The organism is Fervidicola ferrireducens (genome assembly GCF_001562425.1).
Lineage (GTDB): Bacteria > Bacillota > Thermosediminibacteria > Thermosediminibacterales > Thermosediminibacteraceae > Fervidicola > Fervidicola ferrireducens.
Genome location: NZ_LOED01000013.1, coordinates 1 through 18,034, shown reverse-complemented (window position 1 = coordinate 18,034; position 18,034 = coordinate 1). Strand labels below are relative to the sequence as shown.

17 protein-coding genes and 2 pseudogenes are annotated in these 18,034 nt (G+C 45.2%); 1 reads left to right on the top strand and 18 read right to left on the bottom strand.

Annotated features, from left to right (window positions below; genetic code table 11):
* Positions 1-3: 3 nt before the first annotated feature.
* The 18 genes and pseudogenes from ffh to pta form a co-directional block, all read right to left on the bottom strand.
* Entirely contained in the window at positions 4-1,338 is a 1,335-nt protein-coding gene (gene ffh / locus AN618_RS06250) for a signal recognition particle protein (protein ID WP_066353243.1), read from the bottom strand.
* 1 nt (position 1,339) lies between these two features.
* Complete coding sequence (gene ylxM / locus AN618_RS06245; protein ID WP_066353242.1) at positions 1,340-1,699, bottom strand: YlxM family DNA-binding protein; 360 nt, start codon at positions 1,697-1,699, stop codon at positions 1,340-1,342.
* 75 nt (positions 1,700-1,774) lie between these two features.
* Positions 1,775-2,671, bottom strand: coding sequence for a signal recognition particle-docking protein FtsY (gene ftsY, locus AN618_RS06240; protein WP_066353241.1), 897 nt, complete (start codon positions 2,669-2,671; stop codon positions 1,775-1,777).
* A 14-nt stretch (positions 2,672-2,685) separates the two neighbouring features.
* Entirely contained in the window at positions 2,686-6,246 is a 3,561-nt protein-coding gene (gene smc / locus AN618_RS06235) for a chromosome segregation protein SMC (RefSeq protein ID WP_066353240.1), read from the bottom strand.
* A 128-nt stretch (positions 6,247-6,374) separates the two neighbouring features.
* The gene (locus AN618_RS06230) at positions 6,375-6,635 is read right to left on the bottom strand and encodes a stage V sporulation protein S (protein WP_013275863.1); all 261 of its coding nucleotides are present in this window, start codon (positions 6,633-6,635) and stop codon (positions 6,375-6,377) included.
* 76 nt (positions 6,636-6,711) lie between these two features.
* Entirely contained in the window at positions 6,712-7,437 is a 726-nt protein-coding gene (gene rnc, locus AN618_RS06225) for a ribonuclease III (protein ID WP_066353238.1), read from the bottom strand.
* 21 nt (positions 7,438-7,458) lie between these two features.
* Positions 7,459-8,703, bottom strand: a complete 1,245-nt coding sequence (gene fabF, locus AN618_RS06220; protein WP_066353237.1) for a beta-ketoacyl-ACP synthase II — start codon at positions 8,701-8,703, stop codon at positions 7,459-7,461.
* 73 nt (positions 8,704-8,776) lie between these two features.
* On the bottom strand, positions 8,777-9,010 hold the full coding sequence (gene acpP / locus AN618_RS06215; RefSeq protein WP_066353236.1) for an acyl carrier protein: 234 nt from the start codon (positions 9,008-9,010) through the stop codon (positions 8,777-8,779).
* 79 nt (positions 9,011-9,089) lie between these two features.
* Entirely contained in the window at positions 9,090-9,836 is a 747-nt protein-coding gene (gene fabG / locus AN618_RS06210) for a 3-oxoacyl-[acyl-carrier-protein] reductase (protein ID WP_066353234.1), read from the bottom strand.
* Entirely contained in the window at positions 9,836-10,777 is a 942-nt protein-coding gene (gene fabD / locus AN618_RS06205) for an ACP S-malonyltransferase (protein WP_066353232.1), read from the bottom strand. Before fabD ends, fabG begins: the two co-directional genes overlap by 1 nt.
* 6 nt (positions 10,778-10,783) lie before the next feature.
* Complete coding sequence (gene fabK, locus AN618_RS06200; RefSeq protein WP_066353231.1) at positions 10,784-11,725, bottom strand: enoyl-[acyl-carrier-protein] reductase FabK; 942 nt, start codon at positions 11,723-11,725, stop codon at positions 10,784-10,786.
* 28 nt (positions 11,726-11,753) lie between these two features.
* A complete protein-coding gene (locus AN618_RS06195) occupies positions 11,754-12,743 on the bottom strand; it encodes a beta-ketoacyl-ACP synthase III (protein ID WP_066353304.1) in 990 nt (329 codons plus the stop codon).
* Entirely contained in the window at positions 12,743-13,744 is a 1,002-nt protein-coding gene (gene plsX / locus AN618_RS06190; RefSeq protein WP_066353230.1) for a phosphate acyltransferase PlsX, read from the bottom strand. The genes AN618_RS06195 and plsX overlap by 1 nt, the downstream gene beginning before the upstream one ends.
* Entirely contained in the window at positions 13,741-14,316 is a 576-nt protein-coding gene (fapR, locus tag AN618_RS06185) for a transcription factor FapR (RefSeq protein ID WP_066353229.1), read from the bottom strand. The genes plsX and fapR overlap by 4 nt, the downstream gene beginning before the upstream one ends.
* 163 nt (positions 14,317-14,479) lie before the next feature.
* The gene (gene rpmF / locus AN618_RS12645) at positions 14,480-14,662 is read right to left on the bottom strand and encodes a 50S ribosomal protein L32 (protein ID WP_083515087.1); all 183 of its coding nucleotides are present in this window, start codon (positions 14,660-14,662) and stop codon (positions 14,480-14,482) included.
* Positions 14,663-14,674: 12 nt separating this feature from the next.
* Positions 14,675-15,193 (bottom strand): YceD family protein, encoded by a 519-nt coding sequence (locus AN618_RS06180; RefSeq protein WP_066353227.1) that lies wholly within the window; start codon positions 15,191-15,193, stop codon positions 14,675-14,677.
* Between the two features lie 67 nt (positions 15,194-15,260).
* A complete protein-coding gene (locus AN618_RS06175; protein ID WP_066353225.1) occupies positions 15,261-16,451 on the bottom strand; it encodes an acetate/propionate family kinase in 1,191 nt (396 codons plus the stop codon).
* Between the two features lie 32 nt (positions 16,452-16,483).
* Positions 16,484-17,481: pseudogene (gene pta / locus AN618_RS06170) on the bottom strand (phosphate acetyltransferase).
* A gap of 188 nt (positions 17,482-17,669) precedes the next feature.
* Between pta and AN618_RS06165 the strand changes: the two are divergent.
* A pseudogene (locus AN618_RS06165) lies at positions 17,670-17,942 on the top strand (nucleotidyltransferase family protein); the annotation flags it as partial.
* Positions 17,943-18,034 lie beyond the last annotated feature (92 nt).

Sequence of the window (18,034 nt, the reverse complement as noted above, 5' to 3'; positions counted from 1 at the left end):
TAGTTAAAAGAAAGGCAATTTAAATCTGCCTTTTTTCCTTCCTTTTTCAAGGTCACTCAACTGCTTCATGAGCTTTTTCGTCTGCTCGAACTGCTTCAAAAGCCGGTTCACATCTTGAACGGAAGTTCCGCTGCCCATGGCAATTCTCCTGCGTCTGCTGCCGTTTATGATGCTGGGATTGCGGCGTTCTTCTTTAGTCATAGAGTTGATTATGGCTTCTATATGCACCAGTTCCTTTTCGTTGAATTCTATGCCCTGCAGTTTTTGCGGAGAAAACCCGGGGATCATGCTCATTATTTGGTCAAGAGAACCCATTTTTCTGACCTGCTTTATCTGCTCAAGAAAATCTTCTAAAGTGAATTCTTCCTTCCTTATCTTTTCTTCCAATTGGCGGGCTTTTTCTTGGTCTATCGCCGCGGTGGCCTTTTCTATCAGGCTTAATACGTCGCCCATTCCCAATATTCGAGAAGCCATCCTGTCGGGATAAAAAGGCTCCAGGTCGGTAAGCTTTTCGCCCACGCCCACGAATTTTATCGGGCAGCCTGTTACCGCTTTTATCGAGAGCGCCGCCCCTCCCCTCGTGTCACCATCGAGCTTGGTCAGAATCAAGCCTGTCAGGTGCAACCTGTTGTGGAAGGTTTCGGCCACGTTTACCGCGTCCTGGCCAGTCATGCTGTCAACCACCAGCAGAATCTCGTTGGGCGTTACAGCCTCTTTTATGCGTTCCAGCTCCTCCATCAATTCATCGTCGATGTGCAGGCGGCCTGCCGTATCTATGATGACAACGTCGTTGCCGTGACGAAAGGCATGTTCCAGGGCAGCTTTGGAGATGGCCACCGGGTCCTGTTCCCCCATGGTAAAAACCGGCAATCCAACCTTTTCTCCCACTACTTGAAGCTGTTTTATGGCAGCAGGCCGGTATATATCGGCAGCTACCAAAAGCGGTCTTTTACCCATTTTGGAAAGATAAAGCCCTAGTTTCCCGCAAGTGGTGGTTTTCCCCGACCCCTGAAGGCCTACCATCATGAAAACGCTAACCTTAGACTGCGAAAAATTCAATTTGGTATCTTTAGGCCCCATCAACCGTACAAGTTCGTCGTGTACTATTTTTATTACCTGTTGAGCAGGAGTCAGGCTCTCCATCACTTCCTGGCCCACAGCCCGTTCGGTGACTTTTTGCACAAAGTCCTTGACTACTTTGTAGTTTACGTCGGCTTCTAGCAGGGCTAGCCTTATCTCCCGCATTGCCTGCTTTACGTCGGCTTCCGACAACTTGCCTTTGCCTCTAAGTCTTTTGAATACCGCTTCTAATTTTTGAGTTAGGGCTTCGAAAGCCAAATCATTCACACCCTTCTTTAATAAGCATGGCAAGTTCATTATGAATTTTCTCCAATTTCGCCTTTCCTTCTCCCGTGACAAAAGGTTCCAGTTCTTCGAGGGATTTCAGGATTCTCTTTATATCCCTCGTCATGGTCAAAAACCTTTCTACCATGCCCAATTTTTTTTCATAGTCTTCCAGTAAGGCGGTTGAACGATGCACCACATCGAACACGTTCTGACGGGTAACACCGTAATTTTTCGCTATCTCGCTCAATGACCAGTCCTTGAAAAAATGAAGTTCGAAAAATTCCCTTTGCTTCTCGGTTAAAAAAGCTCCGTAAAAATCATACAAGAGACTTATTCTTACCAAATCCGGCATTTTTTCACCTGTAAAGGTCTAAAACTTTACATACTTAATTTTATACCATAAAGCGATTCCAGTCAACAGAAAATTTCACAGTATGGCATCCGCAAAGGCTTTCGGGTCAAATTCCTCCAGGTCATCCATCCCTTCACCCACACCGATAAAAAATACCGGCAGGTTCAATTCCGAAGCTATGGCTACGGCCACACCGCCCTTTGCGGTTCCGTCCAGTTTAGTAAGTACTATCCCCGATATATTGACGGCTTCTTTGAAAATCTTCGCCTGGGCTATGGCGTTTTGGCCGGTGGTAGCGTCTAAAACCAGCAGGCTCACTATTTTTGCTTCCGGGTACTCCTTTTCGCTAACTCTGTAGAGCTTTTTCAACTCCTCCATTAAATTTTTCTTGGTATGGAGCCTGCCGGCCGTATCACAGATGATTATATCCGCCCGACGGGCTTTCCCGGCCTGGATGGCATCGAACAAAACCGCCGCCGGGTCGGACCCTTCCTGATGTTTAACGACATCGACGCCTGCCCGCTGACCCCAAATAGAAAGTTGTTCGGCGGCTGCGGCCCTGAAGGTGTCGGCTGCCGAAAGAATCACCTTTTTGCCCTGGGTCTTGAACCTATAGGCCAGCTTTCCGATGGTGGTGGTCTTCCCTACCCCGTTAACCCCTACCACGAGGATTATTGTTGGAGGAACTATTTCCAATTTTTCCGCCGGAAACACCTTTATTATTTCCTCTTTTAAGGCCTCTTTCAATTCTTCTGGTGAACGAATCTTTTCCGCCCTTACTTTCTCCCTCAGCTGCGATAAAAGCTTATCCGAAGCGCTTACGCCGATGTCGGCACTGATTAATACCTCTTCAAGTTCTTCCAATGTATCTTCATCAATCTTTGCGGAAAATTTGATAATACCTTCTATCTTTTCCGCCAACTGGTTCCTGGTTTTTACAAGGCTTTGCTTCAATCGTTCAAAAAATCCCATTGCCTTACCCCTTTCTATTCTTCTTCCAGTTTAACGGCAATCAATTTCGATACCGCCGTTTCTTCCATGGTTATACCGTAAAGGGCATCGGCTACTTCCATCGTGCCCTTCCTGTGGGTGATTATTATCACCTGGGTATGTTCGGATATCTTTTTCAAATAACGGGTAAATCTATCTATGTTGGCATCGTCCAAGGCTGCCTCTATCTCATCCAAAATACAAAAGGGCGTTGATTTGATATTCAATATCGAAAAAAGCAGTGCTATGGCCGCAAGAGCCCTTTCTCCTCCGGAAAGCAGCGACAGATTCTGCAGTTTTTTCCCGGGCGGCTGGACTGCTATTTCAATACCTGCCTCAAGAGGTTTCGACTCGTCCGTCAAAATTAATTCCGCCTTGCCACCCCCGAAAAGCTCGGCAAAAACCTTCTGAAATTCCGTCTTTATCTTCTTGAAGGTTTCCAAAAACATCTCTTCCATGGTTTTTGTTAAATCATCTATGAGATCGTCGAGTTTCATCTTGGCTTCGAGAAGGTCATCCCTTTGGACTTTCATAAAGTCATATCTTGATTTTAAATTTTCGTAATCCTCGATGGCGTTCATGTTGACCGCGCCGAGCCCTTCAATTTTATTTTTTACCGAAAAAAGTTCCTGCTTTATCCTTTCGACATCTGAAGTCCCTTGTTTTAAATCCATTGCATCTTCTAAAGACAGGGAGTATCTTTCCGCAAGAGTCTTTACTATATGCTCCAGCTCAACCTTGAGCGAAGCCTGTTTTACCCTCGTTTCACTCAAAGAAACCTCTTTTCTCTTTTCCTCTCTCTCGATATCGGCGATACTTTTCCCCAATGCGTCCATTTCGTCTTCAAGTTTTGTTTTGTCGTCCTCGAGGTTTTCAATGACGGTTTTCAAAATCTCCTGTTCCTCCGATATATCTTTTAAACGAGCCTCCAATGTGGTTATCTTGTTTGAAGTAGAAGCGATTTCCTCCTCTAGCTTCCCGATATTATCTACCAATTCACCTTGCTCCTTTTTCCATTCGCTTACATTTTGCTCTAAATTTTGAATCTGATATTTCAAACTTAATTCTTCCTGCTTTAGTCCATTTAAAAATAGCCTCAAGTCCTTTATTTCTTTTTCGATAGCTTCCCTTGACTTTAGCTTTTCCTCTATTTCCCGCTTTAAATTCTCGACTTTGCGCTCCCGATCCTTGTTTAGCTCTTCAATAGAATTTTTGTCCCTTTCCACCCTGGCAATCTCTTGTTCTATCTCCCTTAATTCTTCCTCTATCTGTCTTCTTTCGAGATTTAAAATTTTTTCCCTTTCCTGCCGTTCTCTTAAAAGTCCTTTTTTTCCTGCTATTTCCCTTTCTTGTCCTGCCATATCCGCATTGTAAGAATGAAGGATTTTACCTAATTCATCGATGGACTTTTGAGTATTACGAATTCTTTCCTCTATACCGACAATTTTGGTTTTTAAGTCACAAAATTTCGCTTCTTCTCCCTGTAGCTTTTCTTTAATCTCTTCAAACTCTCTTTTTCTGGTCAGGATAAGGCTTGTTTTTTTTATGCTGCCGCCCGTTATCGAACCACCGGGATTTATTATCTCTCCTTCTAACGTCACTACTTTTAGTCCGAAATCCGTTTTTTTTGCAATTTCCATAGCGCTGTCAACATCCTCCGCCACAATCACCCTCCCCAGTAGATGTAGTAAAACCGGCTTGAATTTCTCGTCATAATTTATTAATTCGCAGGCTACACCCAAACAGCCGGACTGTTCAAGAACCCAATTTTCATGGGAACTTAAGACTCTCGGCCGCACCGATGTAAGTGGAAGAAACGTCACACGGCCAAGGTTATTCTTTTTCAAGTATTCTATAGCTTTTTTCGCGATTTGTTCACTTTCACATACTACGTTTTGTAGTGCTCCTCCTAACGCAGATTCAATAGCAGTTTCCAACCTCTCGCTCACCTTTATGATTTCCGCAACGGTGCCATAAATGCCCTCTATGTAAATCCTTCCCGACTTAATATGGGAAAGGAGATTCCTTACCCCCTGCTGATAGCCTTCATAGTTTTGATTCACTTCTTCTAAGATTTTGTACCGGGATTTTAATTCGTTTAAGTATATAATTTTCTCCTGCAACAGTCTGCTGCTTTCGCGGTATTCGCAGGTAAATTTTTCCAGATTTCTTTTTTCCGATTCGATTTTTTCGCTTACTTTCTCTATTTTTTCCCTGACATCGGACAGCCTTTTTTCCGCATTCTCCAGCTCCTGCAATGTCAGAGAATTGGCCTCCTTTACGCCTTTCAATTCCTGGTCAATCTGGATCAAACGCTTCTTCATATTGCTTTTCATCGTACTTAAACTTGCAATGGTATTCTTAATTTTCGAAGCAGAATTCAGAAGATCTATCACATCGCCTTTCAGTTTTTCCATTTCCCGCTGCTTTTCCTTTATATCGCCATCTAACGCTGCCAGCTCTTCTTCCTTTTTTCGCAATCGGGCATCAGTTTTGTTTATTTCCTTTATCTTTTGCTCCAGTTTTTCTAAATTAGCGCAGAACTGTTTTTGAGCGCCATCCAATTTAGCTTTCAATATATCAAGCTTCTGAGCGGTAATGTCCAAATCTTCTTCCAGCTTTCGCAATCTTTCTTCCTGCCACTTTTTTTCTTTTTCTAGTTCTATTTTCTTCGTATTTTTCTCAAAAAACTCTCCGCGAAGTTTTTCGTATTCTCCCTTCTTTTTTTGAAGTTCCTCCTTGAGTCGAGCCATCCTTTCTTCTATATGTACTCTTTTACCTCTTATATCTAATAAGGCAGCTTCTTTTTCCGACAGAACTTTCTCTACTTTTGCCAATCTTTCGCTGATTTTTTCATATTCCAGAAGGAGCAGATTTACCTCCAGCAACTTTCGCCTTTCCGACAACTCCTTGTATTCCAACGCCTTCATCCTCTGGACGTACAATGTATCGAGCTGGACTTTTATTTCCGATAAAATGTCGTCCACCCTCGCCAAATTCGCCATCGTTTCTTCGAGTTTTCTTTCCGCTTCTTTTTTCCTGACCTTATATTTCATAATGCCGGCGGTTTCTTCGAAAATCAGCCGTCTTTCTTCAGGCCTTGCCATCAAAAATTCGTCCACTTCTCCTTGGCTGATAATCGAATAGCCGTCTTTCCCTATACCGGTATCCATGAACAGTTCTTGTATATCCTTTAACCTGCACGGAAGTTTGTTTAAATAAAATTCGCTTTCTCCCGAACGGAACGTCCGCCGGGTTATGCACACCTCCGAATATTCCAGAGGGAGGAGGTAATCCGAGTTATCAAGGACTATCGAAACCTCTGCCATGCCCATGGGTTTTCTTTTCTGACTGCCTGCAAATATGACATCCTCCAATTTTGACCCTCTTAAAGTTTTAATGCTCTGTTCTCCCAGGACCCATCTTATGGCATCGGTGATGTTGCTTTTCCCGCTGCCGTTTGGGCCGACTATGGCGTTGATTCCGGGCTCAAATTCTATTTCCGTCCTGTCAGCGAAGGATTTGAAACCGTGAAGTTCGATTTTCTTTAGATACAAAAAGGGCAAACCTCCTTTTTACTCTCAGGTTGACCTTTTTACCCTTTTGATTTTACCATACAAATACGCAAATAAAAATACCTGTCTTTGAAAAGACAGGTATTTCATTCCATATAATTTCACAATATTTAACGGGGTTCTACTATAAATTTAATTGCTGTTCTTTCTTCACCGTCAATTTCAATCTCTGCAAAGGCAGGCACAGTAACCAAATCGATGCCATTGGGAGCCACAAAACCTCTGGTAATTGCAATTGCCTTTACAGCTTGGTTGACGGCTCCAGCTCCTACCGCCTGAAGCTCAGCCACTCCCTTTTCTCTCAGGACGGCTGCCAGAGCACCAGCAACGGCCTTGGGTTTTGATTGAGCTGATACCTTTAGTACTTCCATTCTACATATACCCCCTTAATTTTTTTTATTTAATATATTCTATAAGTTGCACAAAATTCCTTCTAAGATGGCAACATCATTTTACCATATTTCTGTTTTTTAAGAATCGTATCGCCGATTTTGCCGCATCCTGTTCCGCCTCTTTCTTGCTTTTGCCGCTTCCCCTTCCTAACACATCTTCCTTCCAAATAACCTCGACAAAGAAGGTCTTGTCGTGGTCAGGTCCTTCCTCTTTTATGACCCTATAAGTTATTTTGTCAGGCGATATCCTTTGGAGCATCTCCTGGAGAAATGTCTTATAATCGTTCGACAGTTTACCTGCCTGGGCCTTTGCCACAATGGCTCTAAATTTGTCCTTGATAAAGGCTGAGACGCTCTCTAAGCCTCTATCAAGGTACATAGCCCCTATAAGAGCCTCAAACGTATCGGCGAGGATGGACTCCTTTTTTCTGCCTCCGGTAATTTCTTCACCTTTTCCTATTATCAGGTAATCTCCCAAGTTCAGATCGCGCGAAAGCGCTGCCAGGCTTTCTTCACATACAAGGAGCGCCCTTAATTTCGTAAGTTCCCCCTCGGTATAGTGCGGGTAGTCTTTGTAAATCCACTCGCTTATTACTAATTCTAACACTGCATCTCCCAAAAATTCAAGTCTCTGGTTGTGCACGTTATGGGGTAAGCCTCTTTCGTGAGCATATGATGGATGAATCAAGGCCTGGTTTAAAATATTTGGGTCTTCAAAATGTACTCCAAGGATTTCCTCCAGTTTTTTCAATTGCTCTCTTCTTTTTTCATCGATAACCATTATAAAACCTCTTTACAAAAGCTAATTTTTCATTTTTCCGATTAATATGGTGGCGTTGTGACCGCCGAATCCCATAGAATTGGAAAGGGCGTAATTTATTTTCCTCTTTACTGCAATATTGGGCACGTAATTCAAATCGCAATCCGGATCCGGGTTTTCGTAATTTATGGTCGGATGCACTTCGTCGGAATAAACCGTCATCACTGTAGCTATAGCTTCTACAGCTCCCGCCGCTCCCAGTAGGTGTCCCGTCATGGATTTTGTAGAGCTAATCAAGAGTTTGTATGCATGTTCCCCGAAGACGCTCTTTATAGCCAGAGTTTCGAATTTGTCATTGAGAGGGGTGGACGTGCCATGAGCGTTGATATAATCCACTTCCTCAGGTTTAATCCCGGCATCTTCGATGGCCGCCATCATGGCCCTTTTTGTACCTTCTCCTTCCGGCGCCGGTTGTGTCAGGTGATATGCATCGGCGGTGGCTCCGTAACCCAATATTTCCGCGTATATGCGGGCGCCCCTTTTCCGGGCATGTTCCAGAGTTTCCAGCACCAGCACTCCCGCACCTTCTCCCATGACGAATCCGTCCCTATCTCTGTCAAACGGTCTGCTTGCCTTGACGGGGTCCTCATTTCTGGTGGAAAGGGCTTTCATTGCAGAAAATCCCGCAAGGGCGAGCGGTGTTATAGGCGCTTCGGCTCCTCCGGCCAGCATCACATCCGCCTCGCCGTATTGAAGTATCCTGAATGCCTGGCCAATAGCGGTGGTACCTGAGGCGCAGGCAGTAGTTACCGTAAAATTGGGTCCTTTAAGGTTAAAAAACATCGAAATCTGTCCCGATGCCATATTGGAAATCAGCATCGGTATGAAAAAAGGACTTACGCGCCTGTTACCTTTTTCCAGCAAAACCTTGTGCTGTTCTTCCCAGGTTTCTATGCCGCCTATGCCGCACCCCATCACCACCCCCGTCCTCGTCGGGTCGAGTGCCCCGAGGTCCAGTTTTGCATCATCGATGGCCATTTTGGCGGCTCCTATGCAAAACTGAGTGAACCGGTCCTGCCTTTTCAATTCCTTTTTTTCTATATAATCTTCGGGGTTGTAATCTTTGACTTCGCCCGCAATCCTTGTGGGGAAATCATCGCATTCAAAGCGCGTAATATAATCAATGCCGGATTTTCCTTCCAAAAGGGAATTCCAGAACTTTTCCTTGCCCGTACCAACCGGAGATATGACCCCCAATCCTGTAACAACCACTCTTTGTTTTTTCATTATTGTTCTCCTCCAAACTATGCTATATTCAAAGTAAGTCCCGCGACGGTATCACGGGACTTACGAATAGACTTTATGAGATACGGTTTTTTATGTAATCTACCGCATCCTGAACGGTTTTAATCTTTTCGGCATCTTCATCGGGAATTTCTAGGTCAAATTCTTCTTCAAACGCCATGATTAATTCCACGATGTCCAGGGAATCTGCGCCCAGGTCATCGATAAAGGAAGCTTCGGGTACCACTTCATCCTCATCGATGCCCAACTGGTCCGCAATAATCTTCTTTACTTTCTCCAGTACCTCCATCGATTCACCCCCTTCCTATGGAGTGAAATTGTTCTGCCCACCTTAGTTTACACATTAGTTTATTCCTTATTCTAAAATATTATAAAGTGAGGCCACCGTCAATAGCGATAATCTGACCTGTTATATAATTTGACTCTTCCGAAGCCAAGAAAGCCACCAAATTTGCCACGTCATCCGGCTCGCCCAACCTTCTTAGAGGGATTTTCTCGATAATTGAGGTTTCTTGATTTTTCTTTATTATTTCGGCGGTCATGTCGGTCCTTATAAAGCCAGGTGCTACGGCGTTTACTGTAATCCCCCTGCTGCCCAGCTCTTTTGCCAGCGATTTTGTAAATCCTATTACTCCAGCCTTCGCAGCGGCGTAATTAGCCTGCCCCGGGTTGCCGTAAAGGCCGACAACCGAAGAAATGTTGATTATCCTTCCCCAGCGCTGCTTTACCATATACTTAACCGCATTTTTGGTGGTATTGAACATGCCTTTCAGGTTGGTGTTTATCACATCGTCCCAGTCTTTTTCGCTCATCCGAAGTATAAGTCCATCCCTTGTGATGCCCGCGTTGTTTACCAGGATGTCTATTCGGCCAAATTTCTGGTAAACTTCCTCTACCATTCGTGAAGCCTCTTCATAATCCGCCACATCAGCCATATAGGCCACAGCTTCGCCATTCAGGCTTTCTATTTCGGATACCACTTTTTTTGCCAGCTCTTCGTTCGATTTATAATTCAAGACCACTTTTGCACCCAGCCGGGCTAGTTTAATACTTATGCTTCTTCCAATCCCTCTAGAACCTCCGGTGACCAAACAGACCTTGCCCGACAAATCCATTACCTATTCCCCCTAAAATAGCTTATGACATTGGCCAGGGACTCAGAATCCTCCACATTCAAAGTAGTAAGACTCCGGTCAATTTTCTTCACCATGCCAGAAAGCGCTCTCCCCGGACCTAATTCCACAAAAGTGTCGACGCCCAATTCTTTCATCTTAAGGATACTGTCTTCCCACAGCACCGGCGAACTAACCTGTTTTATCAAAAGCTCCTTGATTGCCGCCGGGTCTTTTACTGCTTCTGCCGTCACGTTAGAAATGACCGGAATTTTGGCCGGCTTTATATTTGTTTTCTCCAGCTCTTTTTCCAGTTTCTCACCGGCAGGTTTAAGCAGACTGCAGTGAAAAGGCGCACTGACAGGAAGCATAACTGCCTTTTTGGCCCCTTTTTCTTTTGCTATTTTTAATGTTTTTTCCACTGCTTTGACATGACCCGAAACTACTATCTGGTCGGGGCTATTGAAATTGGCCGCCTCTACCACTCCTTCATCGGAAGCAAGTTCGCAAGCTTTCAGAACCTCCTGCCTTGCAAGGCCGATAATAGCCGCCATAGCTCCTTCTCCTAGAGGTACCGCTTCCTGCATGTAAATTCCGCGTTTTCTCACTACCCTCACGGCATCCTCAAAGTCCAGAGACTCCGCGGCCACCAGTGCGGAATATTCTCCAAGGCTCAAACCCGCCACCACATCAGGCACTATACCTTCTTCTTTTAACAGAAAATAACATGCCACGCTATGGGTCAATATGGCCGGCTGGGTATTCGCGGTCTCCTTTAACTTTTCCTCGGGTCCGTAAAAGCATATATCGGAAATTCTATAGCCCAAAGCTTCATCTGCCTTTTCGAAGATCTTTTTGGCTCTTTCGAAGTTTTTTGCCAGATCCATGCCCATACCTACGTACTGCGCGCCCTGACCAGCAAACAAGAATGCCACTTTCCCCATAAATCATTACCTCCACTTTGATGCCATCTCATCCAGCAGTTTTTTAGCGCCTTCCATGATTTCCTCTATTATTTCCTTCACAGGCTTTATATCGTTTATAAGACCGGCGATTTGTCCTGCCATTAAAGAACCGTATTCCGCGTCGCCTTCAACGGCGGCTTTCAGCCTCCCCGTTCCCAGGGCTTCGTATTCTTCTCTTTCCGCACCTTTCTTTTCGAGGAGTTCGAACTCCCTTGCCAGCTTGTTTTTCAACACCCTGACAGGGTGTCCCGTAGGCCTCCCCGTCACTACCGTGCTCCTGTCGGTGGCCTTCAAAACTGCATTTTTGTAATTTTCATGGATAGTGCATTCGACCGAACACAGGAATCTCGTTCCCATCTGTACACCCTTTGCCCCCAGGGCCAAAGCAGCCAAGAACCCCCTGGCATCGGCTATGCCTCCGGCTGCTATCACCGGTATCTTTACGGCATCAACTACCTGCGGGACCAGCGCCATAGTAGTTATCTCTCCTATATGGCCACCGCACTCCATCCCCTCAGCTATAACCGCGTCTACACCCGTTTTCTCGAGTCTTTGGGCCAGCGCCACCGATGCCACCACCGGGATTACCTTCACCCCCGCTTCTTTCAAACGGGGTATGTATTTCCCCGGATTCCCGGCTCCCGTGGTAATTACGGGCACCTTTTCTTCGATTATAACCTCCATTACTTCGTCCACGAAAGGAGACATGAAATATACGTTTACTCCAAAAGGTTTGTCGGTGAGGTTTCTCACCTTTTTTATTTCCTGCCTCACTATTTCGGCGGGAGCGTTTCCAGCACCTATAATGCCCAGTCCTCCCGCATTGGATGTAGCTGCCGCCAATTCGGCAGTAGCAACCCAGGCCATTCCGCCCTGGATTATGGGATATTTAATTCCCAGCAAATCGCATATCTCCGTGTGGAACATCCTACTCCCCCTAATCTTGCGATTTTAACTAAGCATTTGACAAACTCCATTCTATTAGGTTTGCTCCCCATGTAAGGCCGGCCCCGAAGCCGACCAGCACCACTTTATCCCCTTTTTTGATTTTCCTCGCTTTAAAGGCTTCGTACAGAGCCACCGGTATCGATGCTGCGGACATGTTGCCGTACCTGTCGATGTTCACCATCACTTTTTCTTTTGATATATTGAGTCGTTTCGTCGCTGCCTCGATAATCCTTATATTTGCCTGGTGAGGCACCACAAGGTCTACCTCTTGAGGGGTCAGGTTGGCTTTTTCCAAAACTTTTCTTGTGGATTCTTCCATTATCTTAACTGCGAACTTAAACACTTCATTGCCGTTCATTTTTATAAAATGCTTTCTTTCCTTTACAGTTTCAATGCTGGCCGGCTCCTTAGAACCCCCTGCAGGGATGAATAACAAATCTTTTCCTCCGCCATCCGCACCCAAGACGCTCTCAAGAATTCCTCCACTTTCAACGACACTCACCACTGCCGCACCCGCCCCATCTCCAAAGAGGACACACGTATTTCTGTCCTGCCAGTCTACTATTTTTGAAAGAATTTCGGCACCAAACACCAGGACGTTCCGGTACATACCGCTTGCAACGAACTGCGCGGCTACCGTCAAAGCATATATAAACCCGGTGCAGCCTGCCGAAAGGTCGAAGGCCGCTGCTCTCGAGGCTTTTATCTTGTGCTGCACGATACATGCCGTTGACGGAAACATCATATCGGGGGTAACGGTGGCTCCTATTATCAAATCTAGTTCGTCGGGCCCTATGCCTGCCATTTCGATGGCTTCTAGTGCAGCTTTTGCAGCCAGGTCTGAGGTGGCCATACATTCATCCGCAATTCTTCGAAAAGAAATTCCCGTTCTCTCCCTTATCCATTCATCCGATGTTTCCACCATCTTCTCCAAATCTCTATTGGTCAGAACTTTTTCAGGAGTATACGAACCAAGTCCTATTATTCCTGCCCTCATCAACACTTTATCTCTCCTTCTATTTCCTTTATCGCTTCCTTAAGTTCGAAAAGTATATCATTTTCCACAAACTTCTTTGCAACTTTTATTCCATTAAATATGGCCTTTTGGTCCGAGGAGCCATGGCACTTTACGAGAATCCCGTCAAGCCCAAGGAACATGGCCCCGCCGTATTCGGAATAATCCATTTTGGCTTTTACTGCATTAAAAACTGGTTTAATCAATAAAGCTCCTAGTGCATAGGTAATATTTCTCTTAATCTCATCTTTTAACTGGTCAAGTAAAAAAAATCCCAATCCTTCCACCGTTTTCAGGAAAATATTTCCGGTAAACCCATCGCAAACCACTACATCGAAATTGCCATCGAAAAAGTCCCTCGGTTCCACATTTCCGCAAAAGTTGATATTTTTAAGCTCCTTTAACATCCCATAGGCTGTCTTCACAAGACTATTTCCTTTTTCCTCCTCGACACCTATGTTCAGAAGTCCCACTTTGGGGCTTTCTACCCCCATAATTTCCCTGTAATATATGCTCCCCATTACAGCAAACTGAGCGAGGTTTTTGGGCTTGCATTCGCTGTTTGCCCCTATATCTAGTAAAAGCGCAGGCTTTTTCCTCGTGGGAAACATCGTGGCGATAGCAGGTCTTTCAATCCCTTCGAACCGCCCCAACGTAAAAAGTCCACCAGCCATAAGGGCACCAGTACTTCCCGCTGAAACCATAGCTTTGCCGTAACCTTCTTTTAGTAGTCTCAATCCCTTCGGAATCGATGCATTTTTTTTGGTCCTTACAGCCATAACAGGCGGTTCGTCGTTGCCAATCACCTCTTGGGCGTTTACTATTTCGATTCTCGGATCTTGCTCATCTAAATATAACTTTATTTTTTCCTCGTTTCCGACAAGGACGATGTTTATTCCCAGCTCTTTTGCAGCATTTACCGCCCCTAAAACCACCTCGCCAGGAGCATGGTCTCCTCCCATGGCATCAACGATTATTTTCATACACTCACCCCGCCGTCTAATGATACCAGGATAAATTTTCCCCTGAATACTTCTTTTTGCCTCTCGTACACTCGGACGAAGACGAAATGCTTGTTTTGCCTCACCCTAGTAACTTCAGCCTTCGCAATAAGTTTTTGCCCTGCAAACACCGGGGATTTGTACTTTATATTGGCTACGCCGGTGAGGGCCACATCCGCATCTATAACCGCTATAGCCAAAGAATTCGCCTGGGCAAATATAAACTCGCCCCTCACTATCTTTGTTTTCTCAAAAGCCATCTCTTCGGTAGTTTCTAAGATAGAAATCCCTCTTTTTCCTAGTTCTAAATCTACCAGCTCTCCGATTATCTCCTTAATTCCTATGGACTTTACTTTTGCGTAATTTTCCTGGGCTACCGCTTTTATCCTTTCTCTTAACTCTGGAATCTTGAGTTCCATCCGGTCCAGCCTAATGGTTTGCACGCTGACTTTAAACTTTTCCGCGAGTTCTTCATCGGTCAAAAAAGGGTCCTCAGCCAGCAAATTTTGGAGCTCCTTCTGCCTTTCTTTTTTTGATAACCCCTTCTTTGACAACACTACCACCTTCACTGTCACTTGCTTTTAATAGTAGCTATTAAAAGTATATATTATTTTTATTCCAAGATCAACCCTCTGAATGTTAAATAAATTAAATGAATAAAAAATAAGAGGGAGAACAGACTTGTGCCATGTTCTCCCTCTTATTTTCATCCTAAAATTACTCGGCTTCGACTTGAACTACCTGACGCCCTTTATAATACCCGCAATAGGGGCAGACTCTGTGGGGTAGTTTCACGTGATGGCAGTGAGGACATTCATTCAAGGATGGCAAAGTCAATTTCCACTGGGCCCTGCGCTTTGCAGTCCTTGCCTTTGAAAACCTGCGCTTTGGATTGGCCACAATCCACACCTCCTAATCATGATTGTCGGAATCTAACAATTTTTCCAGCACCCGCAATCTCGGGTCTACATTCGTCTTCCTACACCCGCACTCACCAAGGTTTAAATCGGCGCCGCAATAAGGGCATAGTCCCCGGCAATCCGGCGAACATAAAATCTTACTCGGCAGATTTAATATTATCTCGTTGACTACGGGCGTAGTGAGGTCAATAGTATCTTCTTCTATAAGAAAAACCTCATCCTCTTTGGTATATTTTTCCGGATTTTCACTGAACTTAAAGTTGTAATCGAGTTTTACTTCAAGATGTGTCTTTGCAAGGCAGCGATAGCATCTGTCCTCGATGGCGGTAGAAATTTCTCCCCACACCCCAATAAGGCCTTTCCCCAAGTTCTCGACTCTCCCGCGCACGCTGACAGGCTTTACAAATACTACGTCTTCTCCCTTAAACTCAACCCGTCCTACCTTTTCTTCCAGTTCGAAATCAAATCCATCGCCTACTTTTTGCTTTATGCCCTCAACGGAAAGTTTCAATAATTTTTCACCTCATTTAAAAATCAGCTCATTTTATTATAAGGATTTCAAAAGGCTATGTCAAGGCCTAAATCAGGGCAACAGTATCCCTTGCAATCATAAGTTCTTCATTGGTGGGTATGACCAGGACTTTCGTTTTAGAACCTTCGGCAGAAATATCTGCTTCCTTTCCTCTTATATTGTTCTTTTCTTCATCGATTTTAATTCCGAAGTAGTCCATATCTTCGCATATCATCTTCCTTACCAGCGACGAATTTTCGCCTATGCCTCCGGTGAATACCACCGCGTCCAGCCCGTTCATGGCAGCTGCGTACGCTCCTATATACTTTTTCGCCTGGTAAGCGAAAACCTTAAGGGCCAGTTTTGCCCTGTGATTCCCTTCTTCGGCTGCCTTTTCTATATCCCTGAAGTCGCTGCTTACCCCTGAAATACCCAGCACCCCGCATTTTTTGTTCAGATAATCATTTATTTTCTCTATAGGAATCCCTTCTTTTTCCATTATGAATATAGGCAAGTAGGGGTCTATGCTGCCGCAGCGAGTGCCCATCGTTATTCCTTCAAGGGGCGTAAATCCCATGCTGTTTTCCACCGATTTTCCGCCATTCACCGCCGATATGCTGGACCCGTTGCCGAGGTGTAGCGTGACCAGTTTTAAAGTTTCAATAGGCCGGTTTAGCAACATTGCCGCTCTCATCGAAACGTACCTGTGCGATGTGCCGTGAAAGCCGTACCGCCTCACCGAATACTTTTCATAAAGTTCGTATGGCACGCCGTAAATATACGCATGTTCGGGCATCGTCTGATGGAAAGCGGTATCGAATACCCCCACCATCGGCACATCGGGCAGTATCTCTTTTACGGCTTCTATACCCCAAATATTTGGCGGATTGTGTAAGGGCGCAAGGTTAATGCATTCTTTTAACGTTTCCATCACTTTATCGTCAATCCGCACCGAACCGGAGAACTTCTCGCCGCCGTGGACAACCCGGTGTCCTACAGCCGCTATTTCTTTAATATCCTTAATGACACCGTATTCTTCGTGCACCAGCGCATCGAGCATCAGTTTTACAGCCACTTTATGATTTGGGACCTCTGCCTTTATTTCTACTTTATCTTTGCCGGCGGGCTGATGCTTCAAGACGGAACCTTCAAGGCCTATTCTTTCTACCAAGCCCTTTGCGAGCACCGTCTCGTTTTCCATGTTAAAAAGCTGGTATTTCAGCGAAGAACTGCCGCAGTTAATCACAAGTACCTTCATGACCAGTTCCTCCTCCAAATCTGCTTGTATTTTTATAAATCCGCGCTGGTCGCCTGCAGGGCTGTAATTGCCGCCACGTTCACAATGTCATCCACGCTGCAACCGCGCGACAGGTCGTTTATCGGCTTTGCAAGCCCCTGGCTTATGGGGCCAACGGCTTCGGCCTTCGCCAGCCTCTGAACGAGTTTGTATCCTATGTTTCCTGCATTCAGGTCCGGGAAGATTAAAATGTTCGCCTTTCCAGCCACGGTGCTATCCGGCGCTTTGGTCTTCGCCACCTTTGGAACCAGCGCGGCATCCGCCTGCAGTTCGCCATCCACTTTTAACTCCGGAGCTTTTTCCTTTAGTAACCTTGTGGCTTCAACCACCTTATCCACCATTTCGTGCTGGGCGCTCCCTCTGGTCGAAAAGGAAAGCATCGCGATATAGGGTTCTTCGTCCATGAGGGCTTTCCACGTTCTGGAAGATGCTATGGCTATTTCCGCAAGCTGCCTTGCGTCGGGATTGGGGTTGATGGCACAGTCGGCAAAAAGGATTACTCCGTTTGCCCCGTATTCGCAGTTCGGCACGACCATCATGAAAGCGCTGGATACCACGCTAACTCCGGGCGCGGTCTTTATCACCTGAAAAGCAGGCCTAAAAACATCGGCCGTCGCCGTTATCGCACCGGCTACCATGCCGTCCACATCATTTGCTTTTACCATCATGGTTCCAAACCATATCGGGTCTTTTACGAGCTCCTCGGCCTTTTCTTCTGTCATACCTTTTTCCTTCCTCAAGTCATAAAGGAGTGCCGCATAGTCCTTTGCCTTAGGCGAAGATGAGGGGTCTATGATTTCTATGCCAGAAATATCGGCCCCTGCGCCTTTTCTTTAATTTTATCCTCATTTCCCAGCAAAATCACGTCCGCCAGCTTCTCCCGGCGAATTACGATTGCCGCCTGGACCACCCTTTCATCGTGGCCCTCCGCCAACACTACTGTCTTTTTTGTGCCCTTGGCCCGTTCCCTTATTTTTTGAATGAGATCCATGGCATTTTAACTCCTTTCCTTTAAAATTTTTTATTGGCTCACCAAAATAGTATCTCCAAAAACGAATTGCATGAAAAATATTGCTGAATATCCGAAGGTAGAAATTCTACAAAAAATGCTCTTTTCCTCTATTTAAAAAAATTTAAGTTGTTATATAATAGTAGTGAACTTTCCGGGAGGTATGCTCAATGAAAATAGTCGGTGTCATTGCAGAATACAATCCCTTTCACAAAGGCCACCTGTATCACCTGAACAAAATACGTTCCGACTTCAAGCCAGACGGAATCATCTGTGCCATGAGCGGTAACTTCGTTCAAAGAGGTGAACCTGCGATTTTCGACAAATGGGCCAGGGCCAAAATGGCCCTCGGCGGCGGAGCCGACCTCGTTTTCGAAATACCCACCTGTTTTGCCTCATCAACGGCCGAAGTATTCGCAGAAGCTTCCGTCAAACTACTTAGTTGCCATTGAAAAACACAATTTTAAATCTTATCCCTTTTTGGTTGAACCTTGATAACCTAATCTTTATTCATTATTCATTTATTTTTACCGAC